General features: G+C 41.1%; 17 protein-coding genes. 8 read left to right on the top strand and 9 right to left on the bottom strand.

What is annotated here, in order from left to right; all coding sequences use genetic code 11:
- Nucleotides 1-12: 12 nt before the first annotated feature.
- Both EXU85_RS21685 and EXU85_RS21680 read right to left on the bottom strand, forming a co-directional pair.
- On the bottom strand, nt 13-1,317 hold the full coding sequence (locus EXU85_RS21685; protein WP_142774096.1) for an APC family permease: 1,305 nt from the start codon (nt 1,315-1,317) through the stop codon (nt 13-15).
- A 291-nt stretch (nt 1,318-1,608) separates the two neighbouring features.
- On the bottom strand, nt 1,609-2,172 hold the full coding sequence (locus EXU85_RS21680) for an RNA polymerase sigma factor (protein WP_142774095.1): 564 nt from the start codon (nt 2,170-2,172) through the stop codon (nt 1,609-1,611).
- A gap of 775 nt (nt 2,173-2,947) precedes the next feature.
- Here EXU85_RS21680 and EXU85_RS21675 point away from each other — a divergent pair.
- Both EXU85_RS21675 and EXU85_RS21670 read left to right on the top strand, forming a co-directional pair.
- Nucleotides 2,948-3,907, top strand: coding sequence for a UTP--glucose-1-phosphate uridylyltransferase (locus EXU85_RS21675; protein WP_142774094.1), 960 nt, complete (start codon nt 2,948-2,950; stop codon nt 3,905-3,907).
- A 64-nt stretch (nt 3,908-3,971) separates the two neighbouring features.
- Entirely contained in the window at nt 3,972-7,325 is a 3,354-nt protein-coding gene (locus tag EXU85_RS21670) for a UTP--glucose-1-phosphate uridylyltransferase (RefSeq protein WP_142774093.1), read from the top strand.
- Nucleotides 7,326-7,416: 91 nt separating this feature from the next.
- Here EXU85_RS21670 and EXU85_RS21665 read toward each other — a convergent pair whose 3' ends face one another.
- A complete protein-coding gene (locus EXU85_RS21665) occupies nt 7,417-8,292 on the bottom strand; it encodes a glycosyltransferase family 2 protein (protein ID WP_142774092.1) in 876 nt (291 codons plus the stop codon).
- A 104-nt stretch (nt 8,293-8,396) separates the two neighbouring features.
- Between EXU85_RS21665 and EXU85_RS21660 the strand changes: the two genes are divergently transcribed.
- The 4 genes from EXU85_RS21660 to EXU85_RS21645 are packed head-to-tail and all read left to right on the top strand — an operon-like array spanning nt 8,397 to nt 12,482.
- Nucleotides 8,397-9,392, top strand: coding sequence for a polysaccharide deacetylase family protein (locus tag EXU85_RS21660; RefSeq protein ID WP_142774091.1), 996 nt, complete (start codon nt 8,397-8,399; stop codon nt 9,390-9,392).
- A complete protein-coding gene (locus tag EXU85_RS21655) occupies nt 9,376-10,338 on the top strand; it encodes a GNAT family N-acetyltransferase (protein ID WP_142774090.1) in 963 nt (320 codons plus the stop codon). Before EXU85_RS21660 ends, EXU85_RS21655 begins: the two co-directional genes overlap by 17 nt.
- 3 nt (nt 10,339-10,341) lie before the next feature.
- Nucleotides 10,342-11,364, top strand: coding sequence for a glycosyltransferase family 9 protein (locus EXU85_RS21650; protein ID WP_142774089.1), 1,023 nt, complete (start codon nt 10,342-10,344; stop codon nt 11,362-11,364).
- On the top strand, nt 11,364-12,482 hold the full coding sequence (locus tag EXU85_RS21645; protein ID WP_142774088.1) for a glycosyltransferase family 4 protein: 1,119 nt from the start codon (nt 11,364-11,366) through the stop codon (nt 12,480-12,482). The genes EXU85_RS21650 and EXU85_RS21645 overlap by 1 nt, the downstream gene beginning before the upstream one ends.
- 4 nt (nt 12,483-12,486) lie before the next feature.
- On the opposite strand, the gene EXU85_RS21640 is transcribed toward EXU85_RS21645, so the two are convergent.
- The 6 genes from EXU85_RS21640 to EXU85_RS21615 all read right to left on the bottom strand — a co-directional run bounded on the left by EXU85_RS21640 (nt 12,487) and on the right by EXU85_RS21615 (nt 18,846).
- Nucleotides 12,487-13,284 (bottom strand): bifunctional 2-polyprenyl-6-hydroxyphenol methylase/3-demethylubiquinol 3-O-methyltransferase UbiG, encoded by a 798-nt coding sequence (locus EXU85_RS21640; protein WP_142774087.1) that lies wholly within the window; start codon nt 13,282-13,284, stop codon nt 12,487-12,489.
- The gene (locus EXU85_RS21635; protein ID WP_142774086.1) at nt 13,281-14,801 is read right to left on the bottom strand and encodes a radical SAM protein; all 1,521 of its coding nucleotides are present in this window, start codon (nt 14,799-14,801) and stop codon (nt 13,281-13,283) included. The genes EXU85_RS21640 and EXU85_RS21635 overlap by 4 nt, the downstream gene beginning before the upstream one ends.
- Nucleotides 14,802-14,840: 39 nt before the next feature.
- The gene (locus EXU85_RS21630) at nt 14,841-15,515 is read right to left on the bottom strand and encodes a methyltransferase (RefSeq protein WP_142774085.1); all 675 of its coding nucleotides are present in this window, start codon (nt 15,513-15,515) and stop codon (nt 14,841-14,843) included.
- A complete protein-coding gene (locus tag EXU85_RS21625; protein ID WP_142774084.1) occupies nt 15,512-16,360 on the bottom strand; it encodes a bifunctional 2-polyprenyl-6-hydroxyphenol methylase/3-demethylubiquinol 3-O-methyltransferase UbiG in 849 nt (282 codons plus the stop codon). Before EXU85_RS21625 ends, EXU85_RS21630 begins: the two co-directional genes overlap by 4 nt.
- 111 nt (nt 16,361-16,471) lie before the next feature.
- Complete coding sequence (locus tag EXU85_RS21620) at nt 16,472-17,923, bottom strand: radical SAM protein (RefSeq protein ID WP_142774083.1); 1,452 nt, start codon at nt 17,921-17,923, stop codon at nt 16,472-16,474.
- The gene (locus tag EXU85_RS21615; protein WP_142774082.1) at nt 17,920-18,846 is read right to left on the bottom strand and encodes a hypothetical protein; all 927 of its coding nucleotides are present in this window, start codon (nt 18,844-18,846) and stop codon (nt 17,920-17,922) included. Before EXU85_RS21615 ends, EXU85_RS21620 begins: the two co-directional genes overlap by 4 nt.
- Before the next feature lie 211 nt (nt 18,847-19,057).
- Here EXU85_RS21615 and EXU85_RS21610 point away from each other — a divergent pair, with 211 nt between their 5' ends.
- Both EXU85_RS21610 and EXU85_RS21605 read left to right on the top strand, forming a co-directional pair.
- The gene (locus EXU85_RS21610; RefSeq protein WP_168207842.1) at nt 19,058-20,104 is read left to right on the top strand and encodes a sensor histidine kinase; all 1,047 of its coding nucleotides are present in this window, start codon (nt 19,058-19,060) and stop codon (nt 20,102-20,104) included.
- Entirely contained in the window at nt 20,104-20,916 is an 813-nt protein-coding gene (locus EXU85_RS21605) for a LytTR family DNA-binding domain-containing protein (RefSeq protein ID WP_246859186.1), read from the top strand. Before EXU85_RS21610 ends, EXU85_RS21605 begins: the two co-directional genes overlap by 1 nt.
- Nucleotides 20,917-20,957 lie beyond the last annotated feature (41 nt).

The following is a 20,957-nucleotide window of genomic DNA, read 5'->3' as shown; positions in this document are numbered from 1 at the left end:
GTACGATATTATTCATTTTAGTTTCTTGATCCTGAACCGTTTGTTAGCCGCGAAAATAGTCAAACCCACCGCAGCGGCAATCGCTGCGTCTCGCGCTTCGCGTCCTGAACTGTTACTCAGCAACCAACCGCAAAGCAACGCGGCCAGCCCTGCGATCACCACTCCACCCGCTATCTGGAATTGCGCCATGGGTACATCAGTCCGTCGGCGAAGTAACGGTAGAGCTGCACAGGTTAGCGCATAATAAGAAAGGCGGATAAGGGTGCTGAGTGTGAGAGCATAGAGAAACGTGCCCGTAACGGCTAGCAGGAGCTGGAGAGAGGCCGTCAGTAAAATAGCTACGTAAGGTGTTCGGAAACGGGGGTGAGTGGTTGCTAACCAGTTGGGTAGCTGCTGTTGTTCCGCCATCGCAAACAGGAGTCGGGGGCCAGTCAGCATCAGGGCATGGAGGGTGCCCAGTGCCGTAACTAAGGCCACGATGGTGATCAGCCGGGCCCCCTTTGGACCAATGAACTGTCCGGCGGCATCTGCCAGGGGCCGCTCAGAATGGGCTAAATCAGGTAATGTTCCGATGCAGACGATCTGGACCGCCATGAATAGCACAGCTACTGTCCCAATAGATACCAGCAGGGAAAGCGGGATGGTTCGTTGCGGCTGTTGCACTTCGCCGGATGGAATAGCCGCCACGTCGAAGCCGGAGAACGTGAAAATCAGTAGGAGTACAGCCTGTGAAAAAGGTGTATAAGTAGGGAGTTGAGGGAATGTAAACGCGTTTGTATCCAAAAAGAACAAGCCCCCGATGGCAAATAAGCCAATGGCCAGCAATTTGCTGATTGTAAACAGGGTATTTACCCGCGCCGACTGCTTTACGCCGATGTAGTTGATGGTAGCCAGACCAACAACCAATACCGTCATCAGACCGGTGCGCTCCCATCCCTCTCCCAACTGGGGCCGGAAGAGGGCTGCGTAGCTAACAAAAAGGTTGCAAATGGAGGCAAATGCAGCCATGCGTGACAGCCAGAACAACCAGCCAACCTCAAAGCCAACTAAGGGACCGAAGGCTACGCGTGTATACAGATAAGGCCCACCTGTTCCGCTAAAGCGGCTACTCACTTCTGCAAAACAGAGTATAATGAGCGTTACTACAGCCGCACTAACCCCGTAGGCCAGCAAACTCCAGGTGCCGATCAACGCGTATATCTTTGCTGGCAGTCCCAGAATACCCGCGCCAATCGTGATGTTGATGATGAGCGCGATAAAGTCAAAACGACTAATACCACGCCGAAGGGGAGTTGATGAAGTAGGCGGAGGAGTCAATCCTTTACGTTTAATTTAGTAACCGATGCTGGATCAAACGCAGGTCTACTAATTACACACGTTTAAATCCGAGCAGCTTCGGTATTGCTAATATAGGCTATCCAGATTGAGAATAGGCTCTGGGTTGCGGTAAAAATAGTTACCTATTCTAAGCGGCTTAGTACATATTAGGTGATCAACATAGAATCGCCCGCTTAACCTGAGAGCTAAGCGGGCGATTCTATGTTGGGAATTTACCCACTGAGGTTGGGCTTCTCATATAGGTAATATATACTAAAGTACCGAAAGTGCTTAAGCGCGATACCAGGATAGGTAATGATGGATATCCTGGTTAAAGTGTACTTTTAATTGTTGTAATGCGGTTCTTATACGCGTTTTAACGGTTCCAACAGGAATTTTTAGTTGGTCAGCGGCTTCCTGGCTCGTGTAGTCCCGATAGTACATTAACTCAACGACAGCCCGATATTTAGGGGCCAGATGATTCAGAAGTGATCCATGAACTGGTCCCTCAGGAACATTTGCTACAGTTGTTTGTTCCGATTGCTCGTAGAGATAGGAAGCAGCCTTAACCTGAACCTTCCTTGCCCTTAATTCATCCATCGCTATGTTCCGGGTAATAGTTAATAACCAGGTAAACAAACGACCTTGTTTAGGGTCATACTGATGACTGTTCGACCATATTTTTACAAACGCATCCTGAAGAAGATCCTCAGCCCGAGCCGGATCATTGACCAGGCGAAGAAGAACCCCATACAGGGCTGGTGCATAGGCATTATATAGCAGGGAAAAGTCAGACGAACGATGTGTTTGTAAGGCAAGTACAAAACTTGTTTCGGTTTGTGAAGTAGCGTTCATTCAAGCAGACAGGTAGGAACGTGAGCAAACCGGTTGATTAAAACGGCGAAGGTTTATAAACATCGGTTATGGTATTTTTCCTAACAAAATCATGCCAGTGTAACCAGTGCGTAGTTAATGTAGGTACAGATGCAGAAAAGGGGCCATATTCCTAACGGGTGAATATACTACTGTAGTCATATATCCACACTTTGGGGATTTTTTGTTGAAGAAACTAAACGGAGCTACCCGGCTAACCATAGCAGTTGGATAACGGGTCTGCAAAACTTTTTGTGAAAGTAACACCAATAAAAAACGACCGACCAGCCATTAGGTGTCCCCTCAGTCAATTAGTTATTATTTAGGATAGTGGCAGTTTATCTTGTTCTCAAACGTTACCTATCAAGCAGGTTTACGTCTAAAGTTTATAGTCAATATAAGCCTGTAAATGGTAAAAGCCTGGCCATTACTGGTCAATTTCAAGTTATACACTCTTAGGGAGAGTGAACACTAGAAAACGCCGATTCATATTGAGTCGGCGTTTTTTTTGTTACCAGAAGCCCCATTTTTCAGTCATAAGTTTACGTTTACAAGAACGCTAACCCATAAGACCGCCATTCGATTTGAAAGCAGCCCCATCGTTATTGATGGGGCTGTACTGTTTATAGATTGCCATTTTATTTCTTTGTACCCGTTCACAAAGCCATTTTTTTGCTCATTAACTCATTTCAGTAACATACACTTTGGTTAAATTAAGGTAGTTCCCCTATATTCGATGATTCATACATCTTGATAAATGAAAGTAAGAAAAGCAGTTATTACCGCAGCCGCTCGCGGAGAACGTTTGTATCCAGTAGCTGATACGATACAGAAGGCTATGTTACCGGTTATTGATATCGATGGTTTGCACAAACCAGTTATTCAGGCAATTGCCGAAGAAGCTTTTCTGAGCGGCATTGAGGAAATCTGCGTTGTTTGTGCGCCAGGTGATGATGAGCGATACATCAATGCCTTCACATCCTTACGCGACAATTTAGTTAAGTCATTTAAAAGTGTTGACTGGGCCAAAGAAGAAGCCGATAAAATTGATAATCTGATTAGCCGGGTTCAGTTTACTGAACAAAAAGAGCCCCTTGGCTATGGTCACGCCGTTTATTGTGCCAAAGAATTTGTTGATAATGAGCCTTTTCTATTGCTCTTAGGGGATTACCTGTATGTCTCGAACAGTACCAGCAAACGGTGTGCTGCCCAGCTAATTGAGCTGGCTACCCAGGAAAACTGTTCAGTATCGGCCGTTAACCCTACCATTGAGCATCAAATAGGTCGATATGGTACCTTAACGGGCAAACATGTGCCAAATCAGATAGGCGTTTATCAAATTGAAAAGCTAATTGAAAAACCATCCTTGAGCCTGGCGGAGCTTGAATTACTAACCCCTGGTTTACGAGTTGGCTATTATCTCTGTTTCTTTGGGATGCATGTGCTTACGCCTACCGTTTTTGACATTCTTGAGAAACACATAGCCCTGGGCTCAACAAATACCCCCCTTACGCCCACCTTACAGGAGTTGGCTGATACGGAGAAGTACCTTGCCCTGGAAGTGAAAGGGAACCGGTATGATTTAAGCGGACGGCAAGGTCTTTTACGGGCTCAAATAGCCCTGGGACTGGCAGGGGTAGCCCACGATGAAACACTAACAACCATGGTAGAACTCCTGGCCGAAACCAATGCGCGAAAAACCCAGCTCGTTCAGTAGGTAATTACTTGCAACCTTATCAACCCTGAGCCCACGTGTCAACCTGGATCCTAACTAAGCTACTATGAATGTTCTTATAGAAACAATTACTTCTCCTGACCCTGCTATACGTAATCGATCCTTTTTTGAATTAAGCCGAAATTTATCTACTCAAAACCTATTAAAAGCACTGCGTGAACTGGATGAATTCAGAAAGTCTACGCCGAGTTTATACGATAAAGTTAGATCTATTCTCTTCTTGTACGCCGGTTTTCGCTTTTTCCTGATGGAAGCCAGTGAAACACCAACTATTGGCAAAATTCCCTATGCAGGCTTTGAGGATCTATTATCTCGCCGATTTGAGCAAGCTATTGCAACGTTCCTTCAGGATTTAGATAAACATGGCCCCAATGCTACCTTGTTCAGTGCATTGGCCGATAGTTACCACCAGTTATCGTTCCAGACGCTGGCCGATCAGGTACGGAAAAGCGTTCGTTCCAGTAAAGGCAATCAGTGGATGTTTCGGGTAGGGCATCAGGACGAACACCCCATTCGGTTGCACGCAAAACTGCTACAGCGTTCAGAGAACTCCCTTTTCTACCCAATTCTGCATGAGCAAACATCCGTCCGGATGGACTTAACGCACAGCGGCTGGTCTGATATCTTCTTTCTGGGGATGGATTATCCCGAAGGTGCACGCGTCATTAATACATCCATCGACCTGGGCGTGTTTGGTCGCGACAAGGATATTCGCCCGCCGTTGCATTGTTATGTGCGGGTTATTTCAGAGCCGGTATTGCGCCTGACCAGTGTTGACTTAAATACGACCAAAGATATTCATGACCTTGCCGATCTGTTCAATTTCGGTAATGATTACCTGAGTCTGGTGAAAGCCGGGGTTATTGCCTCCGGACTAATTCCTCCATCGTTTGAGGGAACCAACCAATCCTTAGCGGAAATTCTGACCCGTATTGTGGCTCCCGGAATGGGAATTGAACTTGTCACAAAAGTAAATGACATTCCCAAGGGTTCCCGCTTCGCCGTTTCTACCAACCTGTTAGGGTCAATCATTAGTTTGCTGATGCGTGCTACGGGACAAACCCGACACCTAGAAGGTGGGCTTGATGAAAGTGAACGACGGTTGGTTGCCTCACGGGCTATTCTGGGCGAGTGGATTGGAGGCTCTGGCGGTGGCTGGCAGGATTCTGGTGGGGTTTGGCCAGGAATCAAGGCCATTCAGGGTACGTTTGCGCAGGAAGGCGATCCTGAATACGGTATTAGCCGGGGGACTTTATTGCCGCGTCACCGCGTACTACAGGGCGATGATGTGCATCCCGAGATTCAGGATAAAATTATGAATTCGCTGGTGCTTATGCATGGCGGTATGGCCTCCAACGTTGGCCCGATCCTGGAAATGGTATCCGAAAAATACCTGCTCCGGGGTGATAACGAATGGGCTGCGCGCCAGCAAACGAATCAGATCTTCGATACGATTCTGGATGCTATTAAGGAAGGAGATATTAAAAAGCTCGGTGCCAATACGGCCCGAAACTGGGAAGGGCCCATTAAAACGATCATTCCCTGGGCCTCAACCTATTTTACCGAACAGATTATTGCCAAAGCTAAAAAGCAGTTTGGATCCGATTACTATGGTTTCCTGATGCTCGGCGGAATGTCGGGCGGAGGAATGGGGATGTTTGTTAACCCTGCCAGGTATGAAGACTACAAAATGCAGGTGCTGGACATTCTTCTAAAGACCAAACGGGAGTTATCGGACTCACTTCCGTTTGCCATGGAGCCAGTAGTGTATAACTGGAGTATCAACCCGAAAGGTACTTGGGCCACACTGCACGAGGGAAACGAAGCACTGATGCCAGAGCAATATTACGGCATCCATGTATCGGAACTGGTGAGGAAAGATCCGACCACGATTCCGTATGTCCGCCGGGCGGAAATAGATTACTTCACCACCTACTGCGAAAAAAATAACCTGGCGTATCCATTATTGCGAACCATCATTAGCAATCTGTTCAACGTTTCGGACCCCACATCACAGAGTAATCGGGGTGTTGAAAATGAAAAAGCGGATCGGATTAAGAAACAAAACGGGTTTGATTACATTCAGCACGAAGAAATTCGGGAAGAACTGCAAAAAGGCCGGATAGGATTAGCCCGTAACCGGTTGCTGGCCGAAACAACGATTGACGATGTTCAGCCGAGAGATATTGCTCAACTGGAAGCGTTAGGGTCGTTAACCAGCGTTGGGGAAGAGGCCATTCGGGCTGGTAAAGTTGCAGTTATGAATCTGGCGGCTGGTGTAGGCAGCCGATGGACCAAAGGGGCTGGGGTCATCAAAGCGATTAACCCCTTTGTCGAGATAGAGGGTGTACATCGGAGCTTTCTGGAAATACACATGGCTAAAACGCGGAAACTGGCCGAAAAATACGGTGCTACCATTCCGCACATTGTGGCCACCAGCTATCTGACGCACGAACCCATTCGAAAAAAACTGGAGCAAACGGGTAATTTCGGATACCAGGGTCCAACCTACCTGTCACCTGGTCGTTCCATTGGGCAGCGGTTTGTACCCATGGAGCGGGATCTGCGATTTTTATGGGAAGAGATGCCGCAGGAAGCGCTCGATGAAAATAAACAAAAAGTTCGGGATGCTGTGCGCCAGTCGATGATCAGTTGGGCTAAATCAAAAGGAGAGGGCACCGATTATGTCGATAATATTGCCGCCCAACGGTTTTCGCCATTAGGTCACTGGTATGAGGTGTCAAATTTGTTGCGTAACGGAACCCTGGCCCGACTACTTATCGAGCACCCGCAGGTGGAAACCATTATACTGAATAATATTGATACGCTCGGAGCCGACATCGATCCGGCTGCTTTTGGGTATCATCTCGAATCGGGCAATGCGCTTACGTTTGAGGTTGTTCCCCGCCGTATTGAAGATCGTGGGGGTGGATTGGCTCGGGTTAATGGGCAGCTCCGTCTGTTAGAAGGGTTAGCGCAACCCCGAGAGGAGGATGAATTAAATCTGAGCTATTACAATACGAATACAACCTGGATTCAGATCGACTTACTCCTTCAACTATTTGGCCTGACGCGCGCCGATTTGCAAACCGGAGATGAGGCTCAACTGGCCAAAGCGGTACGAAGTGTAGCGCATCGGATTCCGACCTACGTGACTATAAAAGATGTAAAATATCGCTGGGGACACGGGCAGGAAGATATTTACCCAGTTGCACAAATTGAAAAACTGTGGAGCGATATGTCGGCGCTACCGGATGTCAAGTGTGGCTACATTGAGGTTCCCCGATACCGTGGGCAGCAGATGAAAGACCCCGCGCAGTTAGATTCCTGGGTTACCGATGGCAGTAAAGCGTATGTAGCGTCGTTGGGTACGTTTGTTCCGTCGGATGTAAACCAGTAAACGCACCGTGTCAACTGGTTGCAATTTGTACAAAAAGAGGCTACCCATTCGAGTAGTCTCTTTTTTTGTGCCTGTTAACTATCTACCTGGCCTAAACATATCGGTGGATTAAGAAGAGCTTGAAAAATGGTTTTAGCCTTAGAGGAAACAGTATAAATGATTTCAAATAAGCTAACCACGCATCGGATTTGAGGCCAATTTCTAGAAAATTATTTCCTTGTTTATACAGGTAAGTTGAATAAGTCTCTCTGTACAAATATCCACTAATAAATTTATTGTCTTTTAAATAATTAAGTGTAATAAACTCTTCAGTATACGCCTGTATAAATAGCGAATCCTTAGTTTTATTATTACTCATATTTTTGTCATGTTTTCGAATGAAAACCAGCTCTGATTTGCTTATGTAAGTGCTTCCAAGAGCTAAAATGCGTAAAATTAGATCGTTATCACCCCATTTTAAATTTTCATTAAATCGCAGGTTTGGTTTTTTGAGAAATGAGAAGCAACTTGGGTAAATAAGGGGAGAGTGATTTTTTAATCTATACGTTAAAATATACCCCGGGCCTAATAGTAATTCTGAAGCATAAAATAAAGTTTTTTCTGTAGTATTGTTAAAGACTAACGCATTTGAAATAACAGAATTTATCTGCTTATTGGCGTAAATACTGCTTAATTCCTGAAGATAATTAACATGCCAATAGTCATCGGAGTCTAGTAAACAAATGATACTTCTAGTCGATTTAGCTAGACCAATGTTTCTGATTTTAGAGAGCCAGCCAATGTGATTCACATAATAATAGCTAACTCTGGAGTCGATAAACTCAGTAACCATTTGCCGGGTGCCATCGGTCGATCCGTCATCGATAATAATAAATTCAAAATCACTGTAGGATTGCGCTAATACGGAATTGATCGTAATTTTCAGAAGGTCTTTTCTGTTATATGTTATTGTAATTATACTAAACATCTGTTTTTTTTTGATTCAAATTGATCATGCTTTTCTACTATATTTAGAAGCTTATTTACCTGGGCTCTAGGAAATACTTAATTTGAACATAAGATGTGGTCGAGATGAAAGCATTCGTTGAAAAGATCTATCGAAAAATACGTTATCCGCTCAACGATTTTATTTGTACTGTTGGTGGGAAAGATCAGCTGTTGAGATATGTTTCTGGTAAACGTATTATGGTCTATCATGGGGTCGATGCTGTGGGCTTACAAGACTTTAATAGCCGATTTATTAGTGAGTATTCATTTGAGCAACAGATACGATATTATAAAGAAAATTTCAATATTGTACCATTAAAGGAGTATTATGAAAGTACACTTCCAACTGACCGACTGACTATTGCTTTAACCTTCGATGATGGCTACAAAAATAACTATACACGTGTTTTACCCATTTTAGAAAAATATCAAGTACCGGCCACCTTTTTTGTCACTGCCATCAGAGAGAAAGGCTACGATTATCTTTGGACGGACTTTTACGACATGTTGCGCTTTAAAGCCCGGCGCCTTGTGTTTAAAGGAGAAAGCTACAGCCAAAACCAACACAGGGTTTTTTATTCCCAAAAAAAAGCTGACCCGTTGCATCTTGAATTGAGGAAGCTTCCATTCTGTGAAATTGAAGAGTTTATGCAGGAAATGGAAGCTCAATTAGGCCTGAAAATGAGTGACTTTCCTGAGGATTATTATTTGCAAATGACGGAGGGGCAAATTGCTGCTATGGCAAAATCACCTTATGCAACCATTGGATCACATACGCATACTCACGCTGACTTAACCCGAAGGCCTCTTGACGAAGTCATTGAGGAGATGAGGTTTTCAAAGCAATGGCTAACGCGTATTACAAATACCGAAATTGATTCGTTTGCCTTTCCGTATGGACTTTATAACCTGGATGTGGTGAAAGCTGCAAACGAGCTGGGCTACCGCAGGCAGTTACCCGGAAATTTAAATTGTGAATCAGACGAGCAGATACCTGAATTACAAAAACGGTTCGGCAATAACCCATTTTTATCAGTAAATAACCAAATCTGGTGCCTACTGAATGAGCGCTACCTCTAAACCCGTAACCGAAAATTGGAATGGTTTTCGGATTGAACGATCGAATAGTTCGCATTATCTGGCAATAAGTAAATTGCTTAATGCCGCTTCGAGGGCAAATTTTAATCAGGATTCCTTACAAAAAAAGTATGCCACTCAGTTCTTAGGGACTGATAATGTGGGTTATACTGCTTTTGATGATGACCTTGCAGTCAGCCATCAAATGGGCTTGTTAGTCCCACTATTATACAAAGGAGAGGCTTATACAGGCGTACAATCCTGTGATTCTGCAACGCACCCCGACTATGCAAAAAAAGGCTTATGGGCTGTTTTGAACGACTATATGTTTCGGCAACTACCTGCTGAAGGTATAACAGGTGTCTTAGGTTTGCCTAATCAAAATTCGTATGGGATTGCTGTCAATAAACTAGGCTATCAGGTTGGGCGTATTTTTAAAAACTATAGTATTACGTTACGCCATATACCAGTCTGGAAAGTGGCGAACCGGATTGGTTTGGGCGAATGGATTTCACTGCAAGCAGAGAAAAGTTTAAAGCGATATCAATGTTGCCCTGAACCCTTTAATTCATTTGATAGTAATGAATATTTAACCATAAATAGGACACCTGAATTTTTAAATTATAAAACAAAAATGGGTAGTTTTTTTATTAGCCTTTACGATACTACATTTTGGATAAAAGTTCGTGGGCAGCATTTATTTATTGGCGATTTAAAAACACATTCATCCGAGAGATTCGAACAGGCAATGCGAAAATTAAGATCCATTTGTTACTGGAGCGGACTTGATGCTATTATTTTTCAAACTCATGAAGGCAGTTTTGAAGAATCGTTGTTTGCTACGTATTATCAGGGAATGGAAACAATGCCGATATTATATAAAAAATTTAATTCTAATGTACCATACCATCTCTTTAGATGCACCTATGCGGATTTAGATACTTTCTGAAATATGAAAAAAGAAATTTCAACAAAGCCCTGGCAATTAAATCGACCACCTAAGCGTATTCTCGCTATGCGTTTTCAGGCAGTTGGTGATGTGCTGGGGATTTACCCATATTTACAGGCATTAAAGAATAAATATCCCACGGCTCAGATTGATCTATTAACCAAGTACGAAAAAGTTGAAATAGCAGAATACGTGGGTATATTTTGTAACGTTTGGTCACTCACTGATTCAAACGAACGGTTTAGGCAGCTCTTCCATGCCATTTGGTTGGCGATTAAACTTATTCCACAGCGTTACGAAGTAGTATTGGATTTTCAAAATCACACGGTAAGTCAGTGGATCAGAAAAATTTTAGCCCCAAAAGCATTTGCTGAATTCGACCCGTTAGGTGATGAAATGGGCTCGATTAGGTACTTTCAAACTATTGAACGATGCGGATTACTGAATACCTATGAGCAGGCCGACTTGCAGGTAACGGATTCGAAACTTACTACTGAGCTTTTAGTAGATAATGGATGGGACGGCCACTCAAAACTTGTAATCCTGAATCCAGCAGGTGCTTTCCCGAGCCGTCACTGGCCAATAGAAAACTACGTAATTTTCGCCAGGATTTGGCTTGAGAAATACCCACATACTCAATTCCTGATGCTTGGTACCGAAAAAATAAACACTACAAGTGCGTACATTAAGGCAGAACTAGGGGAAAGAGTAATTAATTTAACAGAAAAAACTTCTTTATTACAAGCATTTTTAATTACCCGAAAAGTGCAGTTACTTATTTCTGAAGATTCTGGACTATTACATATTGGCTGGCTCTTCAAAATTCCTACCGTAGCCCTAATTGGATCAACCCATAAAAATAGAAGCGCACAAGAAGGGGAAAATGTACATATTTTAAATTCAGATGATTTGCCTTGTGGAAATTGTATGAAAACTCAATGCCAGTTTGGGCAGGTGCCCTTATGTTTAAGCCGTTATTCACCTGAAATGATCATTTCGATTGCAGAAAGTTTGCTGATTAGATAATGAAAAAAAAACGTATTGCTTTCATCGTAAATGGAGGAATAGGCGGAAATTATAAGGGGGAAGGCAATTGCTGGTTTATTGAATTGTGTGAAGAAATAGCAAAGAGCTATGAGTTAACCGTTTTTTCGTTCGTACGAGTTGTGCCAGATTTTAAACCTAAAGGTTATCAATTAATTGGGATACCATTTGAAGGGTACACACACGTACTTATCCGATTTATCTATCTGTTTTTTAAGTTAATTTATTTTTGTGTTAAATATAGATACACGATTATTCATGCTTTTTGGGCCTTTCCGTCTGGTACATTGGCTTTAATGATTGGCAAGCTATTGGGTATAAAAACCGCTATTACGGTTGCGGGAGGAGAAGTAACTAGTATTCCAGCCATAAACTATGGCCTTTTTCAATCCGGATTGACCAAGAACTTTATAAAGTACACGGCTAAATACGTTGACGTACTAATCGCGCCTTCCCATTATCAGTCAAAGAAACTGAACAGCGCGCTCTCATACCGAAAAATTGTGGTTATACCATTTGGTATTGATTTAGCAAAATTTCCTGTCACGGAAAAAACGCTAGAATCTCCCTATCAGTTTATCTACCTGGGTGATATAAATAAAGTAAAAGATTTGCCAACACTTATTAAAACATTCCAAAAAATAACTCAATATGTGGATGCTCAACTGGATGTACTTGGATTGGATACACTAGATGGAGAGATACAGGCGCTTGCAAAACAAATGGATTTAAGCGATAAAGTTACGTTTCATGGACGTCAACCCAATCGAGAACTCACAACTTATCTTAGACAAGCACACATTTTATTGCATACCGCCTTATCTGATGCTCAAATTGTAGCTGTTAATGAAGCGCTGGCTTCAGGCGTAGTTGTATGCGGAACACGCGTTGGCCTTATCGACGATTTAGAAAATAGGATTACATTAGCGGCTCCTGTTGGTGATATAAATGCTTTAGTTGAAAACGTGCTCCTATTAATCAGGAAACCAGAATTGTATAATGAGCTTAGATTAAATGGGATTGCCTGGAGCAAAACCCATGATTTAACTGCTCAGTCAGAGAAATATGCGAACTTGTATGAAAGCTTACTTGCTAATTAATTACCTATGATGTTAACGAGTTTTTTATGGTAACCCACAAAAATGGGTGTATCGATTTTTTAATTACTTTATGCCAAAATGAAAGTTTAATTTTTGTATAAATAGGATTAAAAGGCATCAGGCTATTAAAACTATGATGAAAGTAATAATTTATCATTTCGGGCTGATGCATTGACTGATAATATATGGATGTTCTTTTTCTGGCTTGCTCCAGATCGTTGGCTTCGTAAAATGGGCTATCAAGAATATGAATCTGTCCAGATGGCTTTAATAAAGTGAATAAAAGGCTAAATAAAGCAGATATAGAAGGGAAATACTGAACAGATGCGTTTAATACAACATAGTCAAACTGTTTTTCTGAAAAAATATCATCGAAAATATTTCCATAGCAGAACTGTAAATTAGGAGAAGCAAAAAGCCGTTGAGCTTGTTTTAACTCTGGTAAATTTAAATCTATTCCAATAACATGTATGAATGAGTGCGATGCCATTTTAGCAGAGAACCATCCATTCCCACAACCTAGGTCAAGGACGTTTGCCATTTTGTTTTGGTCACATAGATTTTTGCAAAATTGATCTGAAGTAGCTTTCCGAAATGACCATTCATCAGAATGTGGAACCGCTTTAGATATATTTGGTAATGCTTTTACAATGTCATCAGTTAAGATTCTATTTTCTTTTGCTCTAAGTTTCAAATAAAACTCTTCATGGGTTTGCTTAGGTAAATACTCGGTCAACAATAGTACCCCCTCATCTGATGAATAGGATTCTTTTTTTATAACAGCTAGTAAATTAGTGTTCATAATACAGTTGCTCCTTCAATCTCAGGTTGTCGATACCTGAGCCAATACCGCTGTAAAAATTTAAGCTCATAAGGGAAGTGGAAGAAGTTGGTTTGGTACCTTATTTTTGAGAGCAAAGAAATAGACTTTCGTTGGAAGTTGGTTAATTTAACATCCTGTGCAGTTGGAAAGCGTGCGTTCAATACAACTTCGAAATTTCTGATCTTATCAATCATAGATGCTGTAAGCCAGGGTGTCAATGGGTTTTTACGTAAGTCGAAACCATTCCATTCCTGCTCCAGCCAATCTTCTAGTTTGGATGGAAACTGGAAGCCGCTGGCTTTTACCTGTTCGTATAAGTCACTACCTTCTGTTAGCACAGGACTGTACACATAAAGTATGATTTCTGTATCAGGATTAGCTTCTTTTACGCGTTTAATAAAACGAATGTCCTCATCTATCATTGCCATTACTTTTTCCGGATTTTCGGCAGGAAAACCTAGTACAAATGAATATTCAGGAATAATAGAAAACTGTTTAAGCCGGGCCGCAAACCGGATCATTTGATTTGCGTTTTGGGTGCCACCTTTGTCAATAGCTTTGAGGGTTTCTTCATTACCCGTCTCAGCTCCAAGGAAAATCATTTTACATCCGGCAGTTGCCATGGCAGCGAGCGTTTTATCAGAAAACTTATCAAGGGTATCTATACGCGCTTCTCCCCACCAGTTTATACCTTCGTTTTTAATTAATTCACAAAATGAACTAACTCTTTTTTCAGATACAAAGAAGTTATTATCGCAGAATTCAATAGAATCTACACCATAAGTATCTTTTAAATATTTTACATCATGATATAGCCTTTCAGCAGATACACCTTTCCATCTTGCTTCAAAAATTGGCACTATTCCACAGAAGGAACATGTAAATGGGCAACCAAAACTACTATGGTATAATGAAGTTTTGTTGCCAAGATGAGTTTTGCCAAAATAAGATTGGATAGGGTAGTGGGCTTCAAGTTGCTGATAAGGTAATGCTGGTAAGGCATCCATATCAAGCGATGTAATTTTATGCGTTTTTACTACTTTGTTATTCTCCTTGAAAATTAGATTATTAATAGTTGATAGAGGTTGTTTATTTTCTAAAGCAAATAATAAAGCAGGGAAAGCTAAATCCCCAATTCCATTTATAATATAATCTACATAACCTGAATCGATGCAGACCTTGTACTGATTTGATGCAAAATAACCGCCCCAAATAATGCTAATATAAGGATACTGTTCTTTGATTTGTTTTGTGTAAGGTATAGCCTGCCGTAATTGTGGCCCAGGCATAACAGTGCATCCAAAATAACTAAAATCTCCTGTGTCAAGATAGTTTTTTATTTTATTCCAGGCGTCTTTTTCGCGATTCCCATCTACCAGTACAAAATCATATTGTCCATAAACAGATGCAGCAACCTGTAGAATAGAGAGCGGTAGCCGTGCCTTGAATTTTGTTACAAGTGGATTGAATAAAAGAATTTTATTTTTCTTATTCATAAAGACAAAATGATCTGCATCTTTATAATTACTGACTGGTTAATTTGTGTGTTTGATTTTAAAAATATAATTCCATTCAAATCTAAATCTCTTTCGACGGATTTCTGCCCATTCATATCCATACTTAATTGCTAATTGGCTAATCAACTTACTATTGCAGTCCTCCGAAAGTACCATGACGGCAAATCCGTCTTTTGCCATAAAGGCTGCTAATTGACCAAATAATTTATGAAAATAGTCGTAATCGACGCCACAATACCAGGCTTTTTCTGCTTCTGTATTTGGGTTTATGGGGTAATATGGTGGATTTATGACTATTAAATCAAAAGATTGATTTGCAAAATCATCAAAGACATCGGACTCGATGATTTCAATGGAAACATCATTAGCCGTTGCATTGTAGGCCACTGTTTTACAGGCTATGGCACTAATATCCGATGCAGTAACTAGTGCTCCCTTTTTGGCTAATACTATAGATAAAAGCCCCGACCCAGCGCCTAGTTCCAGGACACTTGCCTGCGATACTACCTGACTATTTATGTAATCAAGCAAGAATTTAGTGCTAAAAAATAGAGTAGGGTGAAAAACGCCTGTTGGTACTTTCAAATGTATATTTGCTATCTGCACATACCTGTCCTTAGATAAATACTGTTTTGTCAAAGGGACCAACACCCACATCCCAATAGCCTTTCGAATACCTTTCACTACATTCATTTTGCAGAATTTGGTAAGTGGTAATTTTGTGCATTTTTCTTCAGTGTAATAATATAATAATCACCAATATACTTGAATGGGCTTCTGTTTTTTAGTTTATTCTCTAGATTTATAAGAAGGTTATATAGCGTTGAGTATTTTTGCGGGAATTTCTCAAGATAAGAAGGCGGCACAATTGTACATAAACCTACAAGTTCCACCATCTTAAATTTCGTATTTAATCGATTTATTATAAAAGAAGGCCAGTAATACCAACATGAAAAATATACTCCTTCTATATGAGCACTGGCGCCTTTTTTTGCAAATAATCGACGGAAGGCTAATCTAAAGTTTCCTTTAATAAGCATCATAAACTCCCAAAAGCAAAAAGGAGGCATTATAACTAGCGTTGCTGTTCCTTCTGGCTTAAGTAATGGCGCGAATGAATCTAGTACATTATCTAATCTATCTGTACAATTCAATCCGCCAAAATTTGAGAATATGGCATCGTATGGCCCTCTGTTTTGTAAGCTGCTAAGCTTATCAAAAGATAATTTTTCGTATGAAATTGATTTAGATAAATTTTTTTCTACTATTTTTTTCGCCAGTTGGGAGAGCATGCCATCTGATATATCTGTTGCATGGACCCGGTGACCTTGAAGGGCAAAATAAACAGCATCTTGGCCCGTTCCTGCATTTAATTCTAATAATTTACTTTCCTTTATCAGGTATTTTTCTAAGTGAGATCTAGTTCTTGCCCTTTTATAGTCTATAATTGAATTGTCTGCATATAGGTTATCAAATATGATAGACTGAGTATCAAAAGCAATTTTTGCATTTTTGGTATTAGTATTATTTTCTTTCATTTTTATTTATTATTTCTTCTGGCTTTGGAAGCCTTAATTAACTTGTTTACTATTAGCTCCCTCACAAATCGGTTAGGGCTGGCTAGTTCTATATGATATAGCTATGGTAAGCTAATTAATCGACTGTTGCTTCTTGAGGCTTTTGTCGCTTAAATATGGTAAGATGTAATTTTTACTTATTGTTTCTTGTAACCATAGGTAAGGCAGCTTCACAGCTGCCAGCAATGAATAATTTTTAACGTTATTCATCGCTATTTCTTTCCGATAAACTTTGTGCGTATATTTATATAATTGCCGATAAAATCTTGGAGAAAACGTACTTTTGTACATCATGGCAAGGTCATTGGAGTTCTCCCAATTTTGTTTGCTTTGTAATTGAGATTTTACTTTGTCGTAAAATAAAGTCCCTGGCAATGGATAAGAGATTGAAATGCCTATATCATCTGGCAATAGTTTCTTTACCATTGTTAACGTTTTTTGAATATCTTCCCATTGTTCACCTATGTATCCGTACTGCAAGAAAAAGGCGACTTTTACGCCTTTATTCCTTAAGAGCTGTGTGGCTACTTCAATTTCATTTAGTGTAATGCCTTTGTCCATCGCATCTAAAATTTTCTGTGATCCACTTTCTGCTCCTATCCAGACTTCGTTAAGGCCAGCGTCTACCAAATCTTGAATAGCATCTTCTTTTACCAATAAATCGGCTCGTGATTGAATTTTTAATTTTATTTTCAAGCCTATTTCTTGTATGTGTTTTTTGAATTCGTTTACCCAACCGGGTTTCAACCCAAAAATGTCATCACATACCCAAAAATGACTGGCTCCTTTTTCTACTAGAAGTTTTAATTCTTCAGCTACTTGTTTAGGAGACCTGGAATTGTATTTGTTGCCGTATATGGGTTTCGCACACCAGTTACATTTAAAAGGGCAACCTCTGGTGGTGGCTATATTCAGAGAAAAATAACCTTGCGATTTTTCCCATATTTGTTTATACTCACCTATTGAGAGTAGATCCCATGCAGGTATTGGGTATGAATCTAGCTTATTAAACGGTTTTCTTTTTGGAGTTGTTACTATATATTCTCCATCTTTAAAAGCAATTCCGTTTATAGTATCTGGCTTTGTAAAATTTTGACTAATTAATTCCTGTAAAGTCTGTTCTGCTTCACCCAACATGACTACATCGGCGCCAACTTGTACATATTTATCAAAGTGGTCGGTTGCATCGGCGCTATTTACAGCTACCTTACAACCCGCTTTTTTGCCTAACCGTATCATCTCAAAGCAGGCTTCTCGCATCACCGTTAGGCACATCTTACTCAGATAATTAAAATTATCGTCAAAAATGACTAAATAGTCTGGTTGAAATTTAGTTAAGCAATCACTAATATCGGCAGGTGATTTTGCCAGGCTAGCGTCAAACAATTCTACATCATAACCAGTACTCCGCATTATAGCAGCAGCAAGCATAGTTCCATAGGGCGGATACGGCTTTTTGCTTTCCCACTGTTTTTTGTCAAAACGATAAAAATAGGTATTGCTGAATAAGATTTTTGTTTTCATTTATCAGCTTCAAAGTAAGAGTAATACTGTAACTTTTTAGCGTATTCATTAATGATATTTGGGTGCGTATCTGTTATGTGCGCTTTAGCAACGTAACTCTGTAAGTTAGTATAATAATCTGTATTTTGAAATAATTTTGGATCAAGCTTTTTTCTTCGCCTGGCTACAGACCAATTTAAAAAACGCTGGTCAATCCAATCCCCTAGTTTATTATCTAATACGAATTCAAGTGTTTTTTGAAAATAAGTTTGCTTTGTAAATACGTCATTGTTTTTTAAAAGAGGATAATTAGGAAAAAAATCAGTTGCCCAATTGTTTTCATCTTGCAGTTGCTTGTAGTATGAATATCCGTATAAAGGAATTAGCGTTTTTAGCTCTATTGCTGTATAAATACTTTTATTTGTTATTTTCAGATGTTCGCTGTCGATAAAATAATTATAGCAAAAATATTTTCTTTCATTTAATAAAAATATTTTCTTAAATAAACTGCAAAACAAATGAGAAACCCACAGCCTTTTTGGGCTGGTTATAATAAAAAAGTCAATATCACTATCGTCATCCATACACTCTTTCGACATTGATCCAGACAGAAATACACCCCTTATAAAGGGGAAATTGGCAATAATCTTTGTCATGAGAATGGCAGAGGTCATAAATTTTTTGGCTAATTGATTTCGTTTTAGCCTGGTGCTAACTAGTTGGTTGTCATTATGTAATGTGTAAAAGCCGTTTATTAAATATAGTTTGTTCTCCTGAATTAATTTATTTAAACATAGTTCTAATTCGTTGACCGTTATTTTGCCTCGTTCATAAATTTCTTTTTTTGTGAGTGGATACTGGAATACATCAGAGTACACAAGAATCTGTAAGGTTTCTTGTGTACGAATGCTGAAATTTGATTCCTCTATATCTATGTCTTGCATAGTCACCGGGCTTCGATATGTTACCCGGTACGTTGGGGCCGTCTGGATGGTTGCGTAGTTGGCGAAAAAGAATTCACTCAGTAGAAGAGAAGAAGAGGCATGAATCTTTAGGCACTAATTTATCTGGTTGACTAACGGATTTTCCAGCTTTACCTGCTTTCTGGCCAGAAGTGCTGACCTGGTTTCTTATCTTGGACGTATGAATACTCGTATGTCTTGGCGCCAGATTGCCGGGTTTGCATCCGTTATTGTGGCTGTATTAGTTGATTTACCGTTGATCACCTTAACAGCCCGCTCTCGCTGGGTTGGGATGCCGGGTATTCCTGATGCAGGTTTTTCGATGAGTCGTCTATGCTTTCATATTGTATTCACGTTTCTCTTTATTGAACTGAATCGCGTTGTGAAAGACCGGGTCACGAAAGACCGATATGGGTTAACGGATCAACCCCATCACCCCCGATTTAGTGTATTGAGCTGGTATGCGCTCAACTTCCTGTTATTTCTACTCCTGACTGGTTTATTTGCCTTTGTCTTGTTATCCTGGTATCCAGAGCGACCCATATTAGTAATGGCTACCTCTTATTTTCGGACTTTTTTTGTTTGGGTAACTGCTTTACTCATTGGTAATTTCCTGAACGTATTACAGCAGAACAGACTGATGCAGGCTGAGAACCAACAACTGAAACAACAAAGTTTACAGGCACAACTGGATACGCTCAGAAACCAGTTAAATCCGCATTTTCTGTTTAATTCGCTGAACGCACTTAGCTCGCTCATTCGGGAAGGGGAACCTAAGAGCCAACAGTATCTGGCTAAATTATCGCAGGTGTTACGCTACTCCTTGCAGGTTCAACAACAATCGCTGGTTTCTTTTGCCGATGAGCTCCAATTCACATCTGCATTTTCCTATCTACTGTCGATTCGATTTGGAAGCAACTTGTACATCAACAATCAATTGCCCACGGATGCTCCCTGGAAGATCCCGCCTATGTCGCTGCAACTGCTGATTGAAAATGCAGTAAAACATAACATCGTTTCTACCAGTCGACCCCTTACAATTCAGTTGAGTGCGGATGTTGCCAGGGGGTGTATTATTGTGCGTAATACCTATCAGCCCAAGCTCGACCCCTCAGATGGAATGGGAAGCGGGCTTACGAATCTTGACGGTCGATTTCACCTGCTAACTGGCAAGTCGATTCAAATTTTGCGCACGGATGATGAATTTATCGTCCATTTACCCATTATTCCAGCAACCTGATGCGTGTTCTCCTGATTGAAGATGAACAGACAGCGGCTAACCATTTAGCGGCATTGCTGCACGAACTTGAGCCAGAGGTAACTGTACTCGCTGTCTTTGATAGCATTGAGGAAGGCCAACTGCAATGGCCTCAGCTACCCAAGCCCGATCTTATTTTTTCGGACATTCAACTGGCTGATGGACTGTCGTTTACCTTGCTGGAGCAGGTGCCTGTAGCCTGCCCGATCATTTTTACAACGGCCTTTGATGAATATGCAATCCGGGCGTTCCGGCATAATAGTATAGACTACCTACTGAAGCCGATTGAGCGTGATGCTCTACAAGCCAGTCTACAAAAATACCGATCACTTGCCACACCCGTTGCCGACGAACTGGTTCAGCAGGTAAAAATCCTGTTAAGCGGAAAGACTTTCCTGACTCCCACGTATCGGCAAAGTTTTCTGATTCAGTTTCGCGATAAGTTGCTGCCGCTTAAAGTGGCTGATGTAGCCTATTGTTCCATTGCCGGTGGGGTCGTTTCGGCAACCCTTTTTGATCGCACGACGGACCGCCGTGTGACGGACCACCGTGCGACGGACCGCCCACTCAGTTATCCCATCGATCTGAAACTGGAGGACTTGGATGCCCAGCTTGACCCACAACAGTTTTTTCGGGCCAACCGCCAATATATCGTGTCCCGAAACAGTATTCGGGAGGCCGAACTGTATGTCAATGGGCGTCTTCAACTCAAGCTTCAACCGACGCCCAGAGAGCTGGTGTTTATTAGTAAAGAGCGGGTTAGTCTATTTAAAAAATGGATGGAGGACTTTTGACACTAATTTTATTTGTATACTTACGTAGGGTAATTTATACG

It is taken from the genome of Spirosoma sp. KCTC 42546 (genome assembly GCF_006965485.1).
Taxonomy (GTDB): domain Bacteria; phylum Bacteroidota; class Bacteroidia; order Cytophagales; family Spirosomataceae; genus Spirosoma.
This window is presented reverse-complemented; position numbering and strand designations above follow the sequence as displayed.

Excerpts from the sequence above, each read along its gene's own strand:
- EXU85_RS21675 (WP_142774094.1), top strand. The coding sequence starts at position 2,948 with ATGAAAGTAAGAAAAGCAGTTATTACCGCAGCCGCTCGCGGAGAACGT.
- EXU85_RS21660 (WP_142774091.1), top strand. The coding sequence starts at position 8,397 with ATGAAAGCATTCGTTGAAAAGATCTATCGAAAAATACGTTATCCGCTC.
- EXU85_RS21610 (WP_168207842.1), top strand. The coding sequence starts at position 19,058 with ATGTCTTGGCGCCAGATTGCCGGGTTTGCATCCGTTATTGTGGCTGTA.
- EXU85_RS21665 (WP_142774092.1), bottom strand. The coding sequence starts at position 8,292 with ATGTTTAGTATAATTACAATAACATATAACAGAAAAGACCTTCTGAAA.
- EXU85_RS21640 (WP_142774087.1), bottom strand. The coding sequence starts at position 13,284 with ATGAACACTAATTTACTAGCTGTTATAAAAAAAGAATCCTATTCATCA.
- EXU85_RS21670 (WP_142774093.1), top strand. The coding sequence starts at position 3,972 with ATGAATGTTCTTATAGAAACAATTACTTCTCCTGACCCTGCTATACGT.
- EXU85_RS21650 (WP_142774089.1), top strand. The coding sequence starts at position 10,342 with ATGAAAAAAGAAATTTCAACAAAGCCCTGGCAATTAAATCGACCACCT.
- EXU85_RS21655 (WP_142774090.1), top strand. The coding sequence starts at position 9,376 with ATGAGCGCTACCTCTAAACCCGTAACCGAAAATTGGAATGGTTTTCGG.
- EXU85_RS21635 (WP_142774086.1), bottom strand. The coding sequence starts at position 14,801 with ATGAATAAGAAAAATAAAATTCTTTTATTCAATCCACTTGTAACAAAA.
- EXU85_RS21620 (WP_142774083.1), bottom strand. The coding sequence starts at position 17,923 with ATGAAAACAAAAATCTTATTCAGCAATACCTATTTTTATCGTTTTGAC.
- EXU85_RS21630 (WP_142774085.1), bottom strand. The coding sequence starts at position 15,515 with ATGAATGTAGTGAAAGGTATTCGAAAGGCTATTGGGATGTGGGTGTTG.
- EXU85_RS21680 (WP_142774095.1), bottom strand. The coding sequence starts at position 2,172 with ATGAACGCTACTTCACAAACCGAAACAAGTTTTGTACTTGCCTTACAA.
- EXU85_RS21605 (WP_246859186.1), top strand. The coding sequence starts at position 20,104 with ATGCGTGTTCTCCTGATTGAAGATGAACAGACAGCGGCTAACCATTTA.
- EXU85_RS21615 (WP_142774082.1), bottom strand. The coding sequence starts at position 18,846 with ATGCAAGACATAGATATAGAGGAATCAAATTTCAGCATTCGTACACAA.
- EXU85_RS21645 (WP_142774088.1), top strand. The coding sequence starts at position 11,364 with ATGAAAAAAAAACGTATTGCTTTCATCGTAAATGGAGGAATAGGCGGA.
- EXU85_RS21625 (WP_142774084.1), bottom strand. The coding sequence starts at position 16,360 with ATGAAAGAAAATAATACTAATACCAAAAATGCAAAAATTGCTTTTGAT.